The sequence below is a fragment of the Holdemania sp. 1001095H_141210_F2 genome (genome assembly GCF_015558105.1).
Classification (GTDB): domain Bacteria; phylum Bacillota_I; class Bacilli_A; order Erysipelotrichales; family Erysipelotrichaceae; genus Holdemania.
The window spans coordinates 1-16,354 of sequence record NZ_JADNPO010000045.1 but is presented as its reverse complement, the minus strand read 5'-3'; the positions used below and the strand labels follow the sequence as shown (position 1 = coordinate 16,354).

General features: G+C 30.7%; 14 protein-coding genes. 11 read left to right on the top strand and 3 right to left on the bottom strand.

Going from position 1 to position 16,354, the window contains the following annotated elements:
* From I2G61_RS15820 to I2G61_RS15775, 11 genes are all read left to right on the top strand, one after another.
* Positions 1 to 1,080: GH25 family lysozyme (locus I2G61_RS15820; protein ID WP_195548457.1), on the top strand; the 1,080-nt coding region annotated here is incomplete at its 5' end.
* 103 nt (positions 1,081 to 1,183) lie between these two features.
* Positions 1,184 to 1,324, top strand: a complete 141-nt coding sequence (locus tag I2G61_RS16685; RefSeq protein ID WP_370544683.1) for a glycosyltransferase — start codon at positions 1,184 to 1,186, stop codon at positions 1,322 to 1,324.
* Positions 1,325 to 1,350: 26 nt separating this feature from the next.
* Positions 1,351 to 1,857: a glycosyltransferase family 2 protein gene (locus tag I2G61_RS15815; protein ID WP_255524717.1), complete on the top strand. Its 507-nt coding sequence runs from the start codon at positions 1,351 to 1,353 to the stop codon at positions 1,855 to 1,857.
* 44 nt (positions 1,858 to 1,901) lie between these two features.
* Positions 1,902 to 3,185 (top strand): hypothetical protein, encoded by a 1,284-nt coding sequence (locus I2G61_RS15810; RefSeq protein ID WP_195548456.1) that lies wholly within the window; start codon positions 1,902 to 1,904, stop codon positions 3,183 to 3,185.
* 25 nt (positions 3,186 to 3,210) lie between these two features.
* Complete coding sequence (locus I2G61_RS15805) at positions 3,211 to 4,035, top strand: phosphorylcholine transferase LicD (RefSeq protein WP_195548455.1); 825 nt, start codon at positions 3,211 to 3,213, stop codon at positions 4,033 to 4,035.
* 82 nt (positions 4,036 to 4,117) lie between these two features.
* Complete coding sequence (locus tag I2G61_RS15800; protein ID WP_195548454.1) at positions 4,118 to 4,459, top strand: DUF2304 domain-containing protein; 342 nt, start codon at positions 4,118 to 4,120, stop codon at positions 4,457 to 4,459.
* A 47-nt stretch (positions 4,460 to 4,506) separates the two neighbouring features.
* Entirely contained in the window at positions 4,507 to 6,027 is a 1,521-nt protein-coding gene (locus I2G61_RS15795; protein WP_195548453.1) for a lipopolysaccharide biosynthesis protein, read from the top strand.
* On the top strand, positions 6,024 to 6,977 hold the full coding sequence (locus I2G61_RS15790; RefSeq protein WP_195548452.1) for a glycosyltransferase: 954 nt from the start codon (positions 6,024 to 6,026) through the stop codon (positions 6,975 to 6,977). The genes I2G61_RS15795 and I2G61_RS15790 overlap by 4 nt, the downstream gene beginning before the upstream one ends.
* Before the next feature lie 77 nt (positions 6,978 to 7,054).
* The gene (locus I2G61_RS15785) at positions 7,055 to 8,551 is read left to right on the top strand and encodes an APC family permease (RefSeq protein ID WP_195548451.1); all 1,497 of its coding nucleotides are present in this window, start codon (positions 7,055 to 7,057) and stop codon (positions 8,549 to 8,551) included.
* A 60-nt stretch (positions 8,552 to 8,611) separates the two neighbouring features.
* Positions 8,612 to 9,325 carry an NTP transferase domain-containing protein gene (locus tag I2G61_RS15780; protein ID WP_195548450.1) on the top strand — a complete coding sequence of 238 codons (714 nt, stop codon included), beginning with the start codon at positions 8,612 to 8,614 and terminating at the stop codon, positions 9,323 to 9,325.
* 65 nt (positions 9,326 to 9,390) lie between these two features.
* Positions 9,391 to 10,332: an ornithine cyclodeaminase gene (locus I2G61_RS15775; protein WP_195548449.1), complete on the top strand. Its 942-nt coding sequence runs from the start codon at positions 9,391 to 9,393 to the stop codon at positions 10,330 to 10,332.
* Between the two features lie 280 nt (positions 10,333 to 10,612).
* Here I2G61_RS15775 and I2G61_RS15770 read toward each other — a convergent pair whose 3' ends face one another.
* Genes I2G61_RS15770 through I2G61_RS15760 form a run of 3 tightly spaced genes read right to left on the bottom strand, consistent with a single transcriptional unit; the run spans position 10,613 to position 15,474 of the window.
* Positions 10,613 to 12,049, bottom strand: coding sequence for a hypothetical protein (locus tag I2G61_RS15770; RefSeq protein WP_195548448.1), 1,437 nt, complete (start codon positions 12,047 to 12,049; stop codon positions 10,613 to 10,615).
* Between the two features lie 18 nt (positions 12,050 to 12,067).
* Positions 12,068 to 13,453 carry an MBOAT family protein gene (locus I2G61_RS15765; protein WP_195548447.1) on the bottom strand — a complete coding sequence of 462 codons (1,386 nt, stop codon included), beginning with the start codon at positions 13,451 to 13,453 and terminating at the stop codon, positions 12,068 to 12,070.
* A 17-nt stretch (positions 13,454 to 13,470) separates the two neighbouring features.
* On the bottom strand, positions 13,471 to 15,474 hold the full coding sequence (locus tag I2G61_RS15760; protein WP_195548446.1) for a hypothetical protein: 2,004 nt from the start codon (positions 15,472 to 15,474) through the stop codon (positions 13,471 to 13,473).
* Positions 15,475 to 16,354: the final 880 nt, after the last annotated feature.

Here is a 16,354-nt window from a genome sequence, read left to right as displayed (position 1 = left end):
AAAGCTTGGGATGGCGAGCAGGAAGCGGAAGTGGTATGGTACAGCGGGAATGAGATTCTGGCCAGTGTTGATGAGAATGGAAGAGTCACGCTGAAGGGCGCGGGAACGATTCTTATCTATGCCAAAGGAGAAGGGCAGCGATTAGGAACGCTCAGTTTGACGGTATATGCGGCGAATATCGTTGAACCGCAGGCGATTAAGCTGAATATGACTGAGGCAAATATCCTAGTGGGCAAAACATTGAAACTATCTGTTTCCTTTGTTCCTTCGAATACAGACAGCCGATTGAGAAATATTACTTGGACCAGTGATGATGCGTCAATTGCGCAGGTAAATTCCAGTGGGGTTATTACGGGTGTCAATGAAGGCGAAACTACAATTCGTGCAACAACGATTACGGGTCATCAAGTAACTTGTACTGTTTATGTTACTTATCGGAAATGGGGAGTGGATGTATCGAAATACCAAGGGTATATTAATTGGCAGGCTGTAAAAGCATCCGGTGTTGATTTTGCGATTATTCGCGCAATGTCTGAAAATACCAATGGTGTTTATATTGATCCCTACTTTAAGACTAATGTGATAAATGCAAGAAAAGCAGGCATTAAAGTTGGTGCATATTATTACACGTATTCTAAAAGTACTGATAATATTATTGCGGAATTATCACTTTTGTTTGAAGCTTTGAAAGATTTAGAATATAATTATGGCATCATCCTTGATTATCCGGTTTATGTTGATATTGAAGATTCTTCATTCTTTAATTTTGACCCGAGCTGGAATACGTATTTGTTAGAGTACGCATTGGGGATGTTGTCCATGCATGGATATTATGCTGGAATTTATACTTACACTAACTTTGCCAATAATGCTTTGTGGATGAATTCTAATCAAATTAATTACTATGATGTATGGATTGCGGATTGGCGGGGATATGTTGGTTATCAAGGACATTATGAAATGTGGCAGTATACTAATAGCGGTTATGTGAATGGCATCAGTGGCAGAGTAGATATGAGCTATTGTTATAAGAATTATCCGGATATCATCAAAAAGAAAAATATGAATAAATACAAATGAAAATTGTCATTGTAAAGGGTTGGTATATCAATCAACCCTTTACAATATTAATATTTTATAGGATAGTATTAAGCATATGCTAAAATTAATAAGGAGGTGTGCTGTGAAAACACTAGTCATTGTACCAGCTTATAATGAGGCTGAGAATATAAAAAAGGTTATTGAGGATTTAGAAAAAAATTTGTGCAATTATGATTATATTGTAATTGACGATTGTTCTACAGATAAAACAAAAAAATTTTAGAAGAAAATGATATACCGCATGTAAGTTTGCCTGTTAATTTAGGATTAGCGGGGGCGGTTCAAACAGGTTATAAATTTGCGTATGAAAATGGGTTTGATTGCGCTATTCAATTTGACGGGGATGGTCAACATCAAGCGAAGTATATTAATTTGATGGCCAAAGAGATAGAAAAAGGCGCAGATATTGTTATTGCATCTAGATTTATCAATTCAAAAAAAAATCATTCTTTACGAATGATGGGAAGTCGTATTCTAACATCACTTATTAAATTGACAACTGGCAAACTTATTAATGATCCAACTAGTGGAATGAGAATGTTAAATCGTAAGATGATATACGATTATGCAATTAATATGAATAGAAAGCCAGAACCTGATACATTAGTTTATCAAATAAGACATGGAGCGTCGATAATAGAAATACAAACAGAAATGAATGAGCGAACTGCAGGGGACAGTATGTATAATGGATTTATTAGTTCGGCTAAATATATGATTAAAATGATCGTTTCAATATTGTTTTTAAGTTATTAAAGGACAGTCAAATTTAGCTTATTTATGTTAGAGGGAGTAGTAATGTGATTAGAAGAATAACGAAAAAATTGAAGTTTATGTTAGGAATACTCTTTGTATCCGCATTTATAGCATGCTTGTCCCTATGCTTGGTTTATTTGATTCCCACAGAAAATATTGAGCGTAATGTATCATTATCTGCAGGCTTAATTGAAGATGAAGGGACTTATCCTAAACTATTTCCATGGTGTTCAAGTAACTTAGACAATTGGACTGATTCTATTATGTTATTAGAATCTACATATAGAGGGAATGAATCAATTTTAGAAAAAGCTTTATTAGTTAAACATAAGGCAATAGATGATTGGAGTGCAGATTATTCTTTAGTTTACCATTATAACCATGACTATGAGTTGAATACTATAGTTTCTTATCCAAGGTATTGGCATGGCTATTTAGTAATCATTAAACCGCTATTATATTTCTTTAATTACAATCAAATACGGCTAATAAACGGCGTTTTACAATTAGTGCTTAATTTCATAATAATAATCTTGTTATATTACAAAAATATGAAAAAAAGCATTATCCCATATCTTTTTTTGCAAGGATTTCTAATGCCAGTTGTTTTAGCAAAGAGTTTGCAATATTCAACATGTTACTATATTTTTTCTTTTTCAGTGTTGCTAATATTGGTTTTTAATAAAAAGTTTCTAAAAAATTTTGACTGTATATTTTATTTGCTAATGATCACGGGAGTTTCTACGGCTTTTTTTGACTTTTTAACTTATCCAATTATTACATTTGGAATACCATGTATTTTGTATTTTAATATAAAAAATGCAAGTAGTATCAAAAATTCGATTTATGACTTTACGAGATTATTGATTTCTTGGGGGTGCGGGTATTTTGGAATGTGGTCTTTAAAGTGGGTTATAGGTAGTTTATTAACTAAAGAAAATGTCATTTTGGATGCTTTAAAAACAATATTGTTTAGGACATCTCATTCTAATGGAAGTGTTTCTTATACATTCTTAAGTACAATAAAATTAAATGTATGTACTTTTTTTAATACACCTCTAACTTTATTCTTCATCGGATTTTGTTGTTATAATTTGTATAAAATATTAAAAAAAGTAATAGATAAAAAAACTGAATTAAATAAAATATTAATAATGTCTCTACCTTATTTTATGGTGAGCTTATTACCATTTCTTTGGTATTTATTCACAATTAATCATTCAGCTATACATGGATGGCTTTTTACATATAAAGCATTAGGAGTGAGTTTGTTTTCATTACTTTTATTACAAGTGAAAATTGCTAACATAGATGATAGTGCACTATAATAATACTATTTAGGAGGGTAATATTATGGATTACAATGAAATAGAATCAGGAAGATTAAGACAACTTCAATTGGTGGAAATCGAAATTATGAAAGAAATCTTTCGGATTTGTAAAAAAAATAATATCAATTGTTTTCTTATTTATGGTACTTTAATTGGCGCCATTCGTCATAAAGGAATGATTCCTTGGGATGATGATATTGATCTAGGAATGAGTCGAAATGATTATGAAAAATTTATTATAGCAGCTAAGCAAGATTTGAGTGATGCTTATATTTTGCAAAACTATCATACAGAACCTCAATGTGGGCTGATCTTTGCTAAAGTTCGTAAGAAAGGAACTTTAATGAATGAAAAATATTCAGCACATATAAAAATGAGTCAAGGAATTTGGGTTGATATTTTTATATTAGATAATATATCAGATGATTTAAACAAAAGGAAAAAAGAAAAATTAAAAATAAAATTACTAAAAAATCTTTATATTATAAAATGCGGCTATAAAATGCCAGAATATATGAGCAATTGGTGGCTGCCTATATATTTATTAGCAAAGCTTTTATTAATATTTGTTCCTAAACAAAAATTAATAGATAGTCTAGATCATCTACTAACTTTACATAAAGATGAAGAAACTTTATATGTTGACTGTTATGGCGGTGCTAGCATTAAAAATGTTATACCAAGAAGTTATATCGAAAACTTGATAGATATAGAATTTGAAGACAATTTATATTCTTGTTTTAAAGAATATGATAGCTATTTGAGGGGAATTTATGGTGATTATATGACGCCTCCTCCTGTTGAAGAAAGACAAAGCTCGCATATAGTTAAAGAAGTTTCGTTTTAACGAATACATAAGTAAAGATAAATTTCTAATTTGCCTAAGCATTGAAGTATTCGAACATATTAGTTAATGAGGTGATTAAAATATGGCATGGAAATTACAATTAATTCTTTTAACATTTTCTATTTTATTTTTGTTTATTATTATTAAATTTATAAAAAAATCTAAGTTAACAACAGATATTGCGATTATTTGGATTCTTTGGGGAATTGGTTTGATTATTATTAGTGCGTTTCCTATCTTGATGCAATATATAGCTAATATTCTGGGAATCGCAACAACTATTAATGCTTTGTTTTTGATAATGATTTATTTATTATACTGTTTAGTTTTCTATTTGTTTATAAAAATATCTGCTTTAGAAGATAAAGTGAAAAATTTAACTCAATATATTGCATTAAAAGAAAAGAATACTCGAACAGACTAAGTTATTTTGAAACTGGAAAAATCATTAATAGGTATTGAGGTGTAACGATGAATAGATTAAAGAAAAGCACATTAAGCAGCGTAATGCTTGTCTTTGCAAATTTATTTTTGGTGTTTATAGGCGTTTTTCGTATTAGATATATTAACATGTATTATGGAACAGAATTCAATGGTTTGTATCAGTTTGCATTACAGTTTGTTAGATATGTTGAAATGGCTGACATTGGTTATACCGCAATTTTTATTTCTTTATTATATGAGGCTATTTCTAAAAGCGATGATAAAAGAATAACAAATTTAATAAAAAGCTGTAATTATTGGCAAATTCAGTTTACAAAGATTATGCTGGTCTCTTTAGGATTAATAATCTTAATAATTATTTTACTGATTAGAGATCAAGATTTTTCGTCGCTTAGTATAGCTTTTGTTTTATTTGTTACAGCTATTCCGGTTTTGTTGAATCATTTAGTTACATCAAGATTCGCTTACTTAGCAGCTACACAAAGACAATATAAATGTTTGGCTCCATTGATGATTGGAAAAGGTATCATATTCATAATTTCAATTTTCATTATGAAATATGTGCCTTCATTTATTTTCTTAGTATCTGAATCAATGTTTCAGATTTTTTTATTAATAATTTTCTTAAATATAGCAAATAAGGAAAATAAAAGAGTTTGTATTAAGGATTATGAATACAAACTTGTTCATATTGAATTTCCCAGAGCTATGATAGGTGTGAAAGTCGCTGATTTGATCAATAAAAATACTGACAATATATTAATAGGGACACTTAAAGGTATATCTAGTGTAGGTATAGTAGCACCGTATTTCTATATTATGAGTTCTTTGGATAATGTTTTTTGGAGTTTTGGAAATGTAATCAAAACAACTTTGGGTGATATGTTATATCATAAAGTACCTTATTTCAAAGACTATTTTATAGCTTTTGTCAAATTACTATTTTATATAGCAACATTCCTATCGTTATTAGTATTTATAGGTGCAGATTCATTTATTTCTATTTTTTATTATCCTAATGGTGGATTTAATTTGTTTTATGGTCTAGCTTTGTCCATTAGTTTGATATTATTTCTTCAAATCAGCTTTTCTTATTTGAAAATCATAGTAGAAATAAAATTGTTATGGAAATATATGTTCAAAGTTTATTTAGCAGAAGCTATTCTTAATGTATTTCTAACAATAGTTTTCCTTCGATATACTAATGTTACCGGAGCCTATTGGGCAACAATAATTTCATTTTTATTAATCAATGTGCCAATAAGCCTTTTTGTTGTTTGCAGAGAATTGGAAATTGATTTTTTATTGTTTGTAAAAAATCAACTGAAATATGGTATTTTCTATTTTTTATTACTTATTATTTCCGAAAAAAGCAGACTTTTATTAACTAATATTATTTCGCTAAGGGATTGGTTTCTTGTGATGATCGCTATTGGCGTGATATTATGTGTAATTTTATTGTTATTTATGTTGATTTTTGATATGAAAGTTATACAGATAATAAAAGATACTTTAAAGAATTTATTGCCAAGGAGTGAAAAAAAATGAAGTTAACTGTAATTATACCTGTGTTTAATGCTGAACACTATATAGGTAGATGCTTGGAAAGTTTGACTAAACAGACTTTTCAGGGTTTTGAAGTCTTATGTATTAATGATGGTTCTAATGATTTATCTATGGATATAATTAAAAATTATGAAAGTAAATTGTTTATAAGAGTAATTCATCAAAAAAATTCAGGACAAGCAAGAGCTAGAAATATAGGAGTAATTAATAGCAGTACTGAATATATCACTTTCATAGATGCGGATGATGATGTAGAAACTAACTATATTGAGTGCTTAATGAATATTGTAAACGAAGAAGTAGATTTAGGTATGCTTTCCTACAGACGTGTTTTTGAATATAAGCCAACATTTTTAGAAAAAAATTTTGAGTATATGACTGGTTTAGATTTAGAACAGATGGAGGCTTATTCTGATAATTCATTGCTAGTTAAAATATTTAATGCACCTTATTCTAAGATATATCGTAGAAGTTTTTTAATAAAAAATAATATATTTTTTAGTGAAGGTCTTATCTATGAAGATATGTATTTTACAACCGTTTTGTTAATGAATAACCCGATTATTAAAGCTTCAAATAAGGCACTATATAATTACTATATACATAAGAATAGTACGATGACAAAAAAAAGTATCAAAATAATGGATATATTTTTAATAGTAGATGCCATATATCAATATGCTGAAGAAAAAAATTTAATAAAAAAGTATTGGGATGAACTGGAGTATTTAGCATTTTATCATATATTAATAGGAACTATATATCGTATGTTCAAAAATGAACCAATTAAGATATTCAGAAATGCCAAATATTGTTTAAAATGGTATTTGAAGAAAGGTTTTACATTTAATAATAAATATATTTTAGAATCAAATTGTGCTATCAAATTGTATATGTACGTTTTAAAAATATATAGTTTATTTATACAGTGATCTTTAAGTCTGTTTAGACCATTAAAATGATTGTAATTATGCTAACTTATAAATAATAAAAAAAGGAGACAAATTTTATGAGTTTAAAGCCATCAAAATTAAGGAGACAGTTAAGACCTATACATGTTTGGGCTATTGCCCTGGGATGCATTGTAGGATGGGGTTCGTTCGTTAATCCCGGTAAGCGTTTTTTACCAAATTCCGGAGTTTTAGGTACAGCAATAGCCATGGTTTTAGGTGCTATGGTTATGATTATAATTGCTTTCAACTATGCTTATATGGTACCAAAATATCCTAAATCTGGTGGTGAGTTTACATTTACTAAAGCTTGTTTAGGTAAGTTTCCAGCTTATATTTGTGGCTGGTTTCTTATTGCTGCATATTTATCCAATGTTCCTATGAATTCCACAGCCGTTCCATTGATCGTTGATGGCCTTGATGGATCAATGAATATTCTAAAATGGGGGTTTCATTATACTATTGCAGGATCTAAAATATATTTAGGAGAAATACTTTTTGCTGTTTTTATACTAATTATTTTTGCTATTATTAATATGAAGGGAGTAAAAAAAGCCGGAGTGGTACAAATTATTCTAACACTTATGCTTGGGTTATCAGTACTTGCTCTTGTCATAGCTACGATTGTTTCCAAAGAGATTTCTTTGGAAAGTATAAAACCCTTTTGGGGATTTTCAAAATCAGAAGCATTGATAGCTTATAATAGCGGAGAATATACAGGTATAGAGGCCTTTTCGCATCACGGAATAGCGGGTATGACATCTGCAGTTCTTGCTACATTTGCAATTGCTCCCTGGGCGTATGTTGGTTTTGATACAATTCCTCAAGTCGCAGAAGAATTTAAGTTTTCTTATAAAAAAGTTAGTGTGATTATGATTGTTGCTATAGTATTTGGCTGTTTTATATATATTGCAAATAATACAATTGCTGCTATAGTTCTTGATAACTGGCCAGAATTAATCCTAGAATCAGAAACTTTTCCTTGGTTATTATTAATAGCTGCAGAAAAATTACTTGGTTTACCTGGCAAGTGTTTAGTAGGAATTGCAGTTTCTTCTGCAGTTCTTTCAGGAATTATGGGCTTTTATCTAGCGTCTAGTCGATTAATTTATTCAATGAGTCGGGATGGTTATTTGCCGCGATTTTTTGGAACACTTGATAATCAATATGGTATACCAAAAAATGCGATATGGTTTTGCTTAATAGTCTCTTTATTGGGACCATTTCTTGGCCGAGAAGCTTTGAGCTGGTTTGTAGATATGTCTGCAATCGGAGCTTCTATTGGTTATTTTTTTACCTGTTTATCGACACTAGTAACTTTGAAAAAAGACAAAGATGGAACATTCTTTTTAAAAACAATGTCTATACTGGGAATTTTATTCTCTGTTGCGTTCGTAATTTTGCAATTAATCCCTATTAAAGGTCTTTCAGGCGTTAATTTTGTTAAAGAAAGTTATATCATGTTTTACTTATGGAGCGGCTTAGGATTATTATTTTATATAATTAAGGAAAAATATGATATAGTTATTGCAGGGAATTCTGAAACTAGGAAATAATTTAGTATAAATTTTAATTAGACTACAAAGTAACAACTTAGTGAAAATAAGGAGATATATATGAGCAAAGAAATTGGAATATTAATTGCAGCAGGGAAGGGAGAAAGGATGTTACCCTTAACGATGAATACACCTAAACCATTGATAAAAGTCAATGGAATACCAATGATTGAGACAATGATTACTAGTTTACAGAAACGTAATGTCGAGCATATATATATTGTAGTTGGCTATTTGGCTGATCAGTTTTTGTATTTAAAAGAAAAATATAAAAACATAACTTTAATCTATAATCCGGAATATGTATATAAAAATAATATATCTTCGATTTATGCTGTTAGGGACTTTATGGGAGAAAAAGATTGTTTTGTTTGTGAAGCAGACATTTATGTATCAGATTATAATGTATTTAAAACTGATTTTCAAAGTTCTTGTTATTTTGGACAGCTAAGAGAGGGATTTTCTGAAGACTGGGTATTTGATCTGGATGAAGAGGGAAGAATTGTTCATATAGGAAAAAAAGGCTATGATAAATACAATATGTGTGGTATTTGTTTTTTGAGAGCAAATGATGCAAAAATTATTCGAAATGCGATTATTGAAATGTATAAATATCCAGGAACGTACGAACAGAAATTTTGGGATGAAATAGTTGATCAAGAAATTAATAAAATTAATATGACGATTCATCCTGTAAGTGTTGGGCAAGTTGTTGAAATAGACACTGTAGCAGAGTTAAAACAAATAGATTCAAGTTATAGCAATAAATATTAAAAAAATAGAATGATAGAAGAAAACATTAACAAAAAGTTTATATAAAAACTTAACTGGAGGTACACATGAAAATTATTTCTAACTCTTCAATTTTAGCAGCTAAGATATGTCCCCTAGATTGTTATGAATGGGCATGTGATGTTATCCTACAAAAGAAAGAAATGTTATTACCACCTAAAATAAGTCTAAAACCAAGAGACGGAGTATTTTATAATACTATGCCGGTATTAATTCCTAATTCTAACTTGGGAGGAGTAAAAGTAGTCAGCAGATATCCGGAAAGAATACCAAGTTTGGATAGTCAAATACTACTGTATAATTTACAAAGTGGTGAATGTATAGCGCTACTTGATGGAAATTGGATAACTGCAATGAGAACTGGTGCCGTAGCTGCTCATACAATGAAATTGTTTGCGAAATCAGATTTTGAAAGTATTGGATATATAGGATTAGGAAATGTTGCTCGTGCTTCACTTCAGATTTTCCTAAATTTATATCCTAATCGAGATATTAAAGTGAAATTAAAGAAATACAAAAATCAGCATGAGTTGTTTTCCACTAGATTTGAAAATTATGAAAATATACATTTTGAGTATGTTGATAATTATGAAGATGTAATTAAAGGGACGGATATAGTTGTGGAAGCAGCAACTTACCTTAAAAACGATATTTGTGATATTAATTGTGTAGATAAAGGCACTCTAATAGTTCCAATACATACCAGAGGATTTACTCAGTTTGATTATCTTTTTGATAGAATATATGGTGATGATATGGAACATATAAGAGGATTTAAAAATTTTGAGAAATATGAGTGTTTTGCAGAAGTAACAGATGTTTTAAGGGGGAAGGCTTTAGGCAGACAGAATGATACTGAGAGGATTATTGTTTATAATATTGGAATAGCTGCGCAAGATGTTTATTTTGCTGGGAAAATATACAATTTAATTGGAAGTGATTGCATTGATATATCATTAAATCCTCCTATAGACAAATTTTGGATATAATTGATATATATAAACTATTTATAAGCAAATGAATGGAATAGGTTGAGAAATCTTAGTAATTATTATGATTTTTCAAAGATAAGTAAATTAAGTCATTAATAGTTTAACACTTTGCAGGATAAAGAAAATTTAGTTATTAATAGATTCCTAGAAATTAAGATCCAATAACATTAAATTAAGTTATTTAGATAAAAAGGAAATAGAAGTCAAGATAATGAATCTAATTTGATTTGTGTTAAAACCTTATAAAGAACTATACAGCTTCTATTAATCGATTAACTTACCTACCTTCTAACCAGAACACGGTTTCATAATTAATATAGAGCGAATCCAGTACTTGTCCTTGGGTATCGACGATGACAATTTTAAGTCCTAGACCTTCCTGCGTTTCTTGTTTTTCGTTAATAATAATATTATTATTTTCAAATTTTATACTTGCATTCTTAGATTTATACTCTTTTACTAAGCTGTTATCCTCTTCATAAAATAATACTTGATCATTTTGGGTTACCATAATAAAGTTTTTGTCTTTATTATTGATAAAATTAAATTGAATTCCAGCATTATTTAACATTTGGTTTTCATATTCTCCTATAAAAGATCGTCCTTCTGTTCCATTATAGCTAATTGCAAATGTAAATCCTGATTCTTGAATATAATCAAAGTAATTGTAAATATCATAAAAGCTCTGTAATAACTTCTCCATCGTATCATTATAGAGTTGATCTAAAGCAGTTTCGTACGATTCAATTTTCTTCGGCTTTGAAGTGCTTAAGTGATAATCTTGTTCTAAGACTTCAATCAACTTATTCATGAGTTTTGTAGAACCGCGGATATTAGTGTGCCAAATATCGCCGTCCTGATCAAAATGAAAGTTCATTTCTTCATAGAGATCGTTAAAATCGATGAATTGAATTCCTTTGCTTTGTGCATATTGCTTAATATATTGAAGCATATTGTATTCGTGCTGGGTGACATAGAACGGAGTTTTGACTAATAAGAGCGGTAAATTTTTTTTCTTGCATAGATCAATAATTTTATCAAGATACTGCAGATTGGTTTCATCGGGTTTTACAGTTTCTGTTTGATGGTAGGTATCTCGTTCTATTTTTTTATCAGATTCAGGATAGCCCATAGTCCAACCGAAAAAAGGGTTGAAGTGCTTTTTGAAAGGAAATTTAAAATCATCCAGTGTCATTTCATTCCATCGCGAGTGATAGAGTCTTAAATCTAACAAATAATCCAATTTCAGTGATTTATCGCTTATTTCTTTCAGAGATTGAGCTCGATAGATTTCATTTCGCAAACCTTCAGAGTTCTTTTTATAAATTCCGTCTGTCTGGCAGGCCTTAGAGCTCTCCAGAAGACCGAAGACATCGAGGACAATAACTTGAGGTGTTTGTGTCTTTATCGCTTGTTTGAGATAGTAATAGGTCTGTGAAAAGGGTTGACACTCGCCTGCGAAAACATAACTGTAAGCTCCTGTTTTCTTCCAGAGAATTGCTGGATTGAAGGCATAGTAAGAATGACTGGAGCCAAGGAAAAGAACATCTAACGAATTCGTTTCGAGCGCATAGAAACCTTCTGTTTTATTCGTCATATCATCCGGCGCTTCATAGTATTTCGGACGCAAAACAATTGAAAAGTAAGTCATCAGCAGACAAGCTGTGATCACTAATAATATACATTTAAATATAAACTGTATTGTTTTCTTCATTGTCATTACCTTCTTTAATTAAAACTGGATGTAAATAAATTGATTCGCATCATATCCTGTTCCATACACGCCAAGAATAAGGAAACTGGAGAATAAGAGAATATAAATTAAGAAACGAAATACAAAATTTCTTTTTCTAAACCATTTGATCATATCGAAATGATTTCGCAGGAGATCTAAAATTACAATAATCAAGATGAAGAACAAAGCGATGGAGAGTTCTTTTGGAGAGATTTTAAGTAAATCTAAGTTGAGTTTAAAGGAAGGGAAAAATAACGCTTTCTGTAATATTACCAGTGCTTGTTTAACATCTGTTATTTTAAAGAATACCCATGAGATAGTAATTAAAACAAAGTTAAGTATAATCTTTAAAAACCGAATTATTGAATTCGAAGCTTTCTTCGATAAATGTATGATTTGTTCAAATATTTGTAAAAGGGCATGGAAGAGTCCCCAGAGAACAAACGACCAAGAGGCGCCATGCCATAAACCGCTAATCAGGAAGACAACAATCAAATTCCTGTATTTCTTTGCCGTCCCTTTGCGATTCCCACCTAAGGGAATATAAATATAATCCCGCAGCCATGAACTAAGGGAAATATGCCAACGCCGCCAGAACTCAGAGATACTCTCGGCAAGATAAGATGTTTTGAAGTTTTCTTCAATCTTAAATCCAAAACATTTCGAGATACCAATTGCCATATTGGAATAGGCATCAAAGTCTAGATAAATTTGAAAAGAATATAAGATCATGGCAATCCATAGTAAACCTCCTGAGGCTTCTTGCCATTGGAAGTAAATGGAATCGACTAATATTAATAAATTATCAGCGATCACTACTTTTTCAAAACAACCCAAAGCTGTACGGATCAACCCTGACTCAATCCGGGATGTTTTCCAGGGACGCTGCTTTTTTAACTGCGAAAAAAAGGATTTTGGTCGATTAATCGGTCCAGCCGTAAAAACTGGGAAAAAGGAAAGATAAAGCCAACAATTTAGATAACTGGTTTCTGCGTCCATCCTTTTTTTAGTAACTTCAATACAATAGCTGATTGCTTTAAAGGTATAAAAGGAGATGCCAACGGGCGCTAGCCAGGAAAAATGGAAGAAAGGAAATATAAGTTTATAATATTTGAAAATAACTAACCCCGCTGCTAACACCACAATAGCAATTAATAATTCGGAGTTTTGCTTTTTTCTTTTTGTTTTACTTAGGCGCAGCCCAAGAATATAGACAACAAGACTTACTACAAATAAATAGACAACGCTCAATAGCCCGAATGAACTGACATAAAATAAATTAATCAGAGTGAGCCAATAGTTTTGAATCCGTTTAGGTATCATATAGTAAATAACTAAATTGATTATTAAGAAAGCTGCAAAATTTAATGAGGTAGGCTGCATGGTTGTTCTCCTTATCTTTAATGGAATAATCTATAGAACTGCGAGTACAACTGAGGATTAGTGAGCGCAATATTGTCTGAGTCCGGAAGAAAAAATAAAGATAAATTATATAAAATACCAATCAGGCATAGAAATAAAACTGTATATATGAATATTTTTCTTACTTCTTTATCTTTCATTTGAATATAAAGAGAAAAGAGAATAAGCGTGGTTCCTATAAAGATAAAAATTGCAAAATCGGAAATGTAACGTTGTAATAACCCCGCACATTGAATGTCAATAAACATAATAAGAATACCGAGGATTAGAAAAGTAAGATAGCTAATTGAAGTATTATGTTTTTTTATTCGTTTCAAATTTGGTAATAAAAATGAGAAATAAAGGATAGGATTACAGGATAAGAGTCCCCCGGTCATTGATTCTCGAGTAAGTTCCCCTATATAATTCGTATTAAATTCAACGTATTGAAGATACGGGAAGACAGATTGTATATTCGGAAACTGAAATAAATAAGTGAAAATTCCTATGAAGAATCGATCAAAAACAAATCCTCTTCGAGTCATATCGTTGGTCGTTAAATTATAGCTTGATCCAAAATCAAAAGGAGAATCAAAGCGTATCCAGTTATAGATCATTAATCCTGCAGCGATGATGACATAGGGGAGTAAGGCGATCATAAGATATTTTTGGTTTTGTTTTTCTCTTAGATTCTTTAATTCGGGTAGGAAAAAGAGGAATGCTAAGAAAGAACCGAGAATCAGTTGCGGTCTGCAGGCGGCAACGAAGGCCATACAACAAGATCCTATAAACAAAGTTTTGCAATTAAGCGACTGATCAGTTTGCCTGGATTTTAGCCACAAAAATAGTCCCCAGATCGTAAGTGCCAATCCCATCATAATGGGCACTGAATAAATATCAGGACGTCTGGCTATGAAAAAAGCTCCGCTGCCCAATATCGTGGCTGAACTTAGTAATAGACTTAAACCGAGTGGTATTTTTCTTTGATAATAACGAATAACAATTTCTTCAAAAAACAAGAAAACTCCAAGAATGAAGAAAATTTCAGAGATCATAATTGGAATGGGATTAGGAAGATGAGTTCCTGTAATTAAAAAATAGGGAAGATAGAAGACTAGTTCCGGACCAATTCCAAAATATACAAAATATTTACCTTTATAATAAGCAAAATCCCAGAAATAATAGACATCTTCCTGGATTCGGAGCGAACTATCATAGGGATTTGATAGTTGTTTTAATTCTTCTGAAGGATCAACGAGTAAAGATGTCTGTCCCTTAGCTAAAGCTTCAGCTAAATAATGATATTCTTGAGGATGAGGATAGGCTGTATCTTTCCAAAAGAAGGGATTAGAGAAAAGCACAAGAACAAATAAAAGAATATGGCATGAAGCAGTTACAATAATCATAGTCTTCCGTTTTGTTGAATTTCCTTTAAAAGAGAGAGTAAAAAAGCTGCGATGCTGATATAATCGATAAATAAGGATGAAGAGGATGAACAACGTTAAAATTCTCAATGTTTGTATTTTCAAGGGAACTCGAACATTTATTTCAGAAGCGATTATAGTAAATTTGGCGTTATCTGGATTATAGAAAGAAATACGTAGACTTTTTACATCACCATAGGGGTGTATTCTAATGATGTGAGTTTCTTCCAGAGATTCAATATAAGTTTGATTCCCTTTATAACTCATTTGGGAATGACCTTCATCGCTATAATTGATTTTTAAATCGAGCGTAGTCGGGCAGCCATTTCCTTCACAGTGCAGATTGATTTTTATATTCTGGACATTTTGATTTAAATAATTATATTGTATTGTTTGTAAACTTTGATCTGGGAATACTAATTTATCGGACATAGAATTTCCGTCGATAGAAATTCGATAGCCAGGTTTACTTTGAGGAAATGTAAGTGATTCCCAAGTGCGCCAGTTAAAAATGAAAACTTCAATGGCCATGACAACAAGTAAAAAAATGAAATAAGGATAGAATTTCTTTTTCTTCATTTTCCTCTCCCCTGTAAAAATAAATCCCCGATATAGTTCTTAAAAAAATAATACACAATTTATTCAAGAAATTCTATAGTTAGTGTAAAGTTGTAAACGTAAATTGAAAAATTAAATTCCACAACAATGAAGAGAAAACAAACGGTTGATTTAAGTCTTACAAAAGTTCATTATATCCGATAGTAGGAGAGGATATAAGAACTTTTTTATTTTCATATTCTTAGTTTTCATACAATATGATATACTACTATTGCTATTGTAAGAGTTAATTCTACAAACACGAAGAGAGTAGTTAATTCAGACTTTTTTTAAACTGTAAGACTAAATTCTCTACTCGATTTTCTATTTATAGATGAGCTGCTCTTACTGTGGTATATTAAACTATTTTTTGATTAAAGCCGGATTAAGTATGATCTTATCTTTATCAACGCATTGAATGTGAAGTGCTAATAAGATAGCTTCTGATTCAGGATGATAGAAAGTGAATTCTTCAATCGGTGACTTCCCATATCGTTCTTTACGTGGATACGAATTGATATGGGAAAAAATGAGATCTAGATCAGCCTGAGAGTGAAGACCAAGCTGATTCAGCCCTTTTTCGTATTATAGAAGTAGGAATAAAGTATCCTACTCAATATAGAATTAGATGAGTATAAAATATTGAGATTGAGAAGAAATCATACAGGTGATGTTCAGTTAATCTTAGTATCTCATCGAGAGTATCAGAAGTTAGGATATAATATTCTTAGCTTCTTTTCTTTTGTAGGCCAACCTAAGTTAAGAAGCTCATAGAGAAGAAATGGCTTAGCGCTTTTTGGAACAATTTAGTTCGTAAAAGAAAATGCCATTCTTCCTATTCAAATTCATAAGCTTGTTTAAA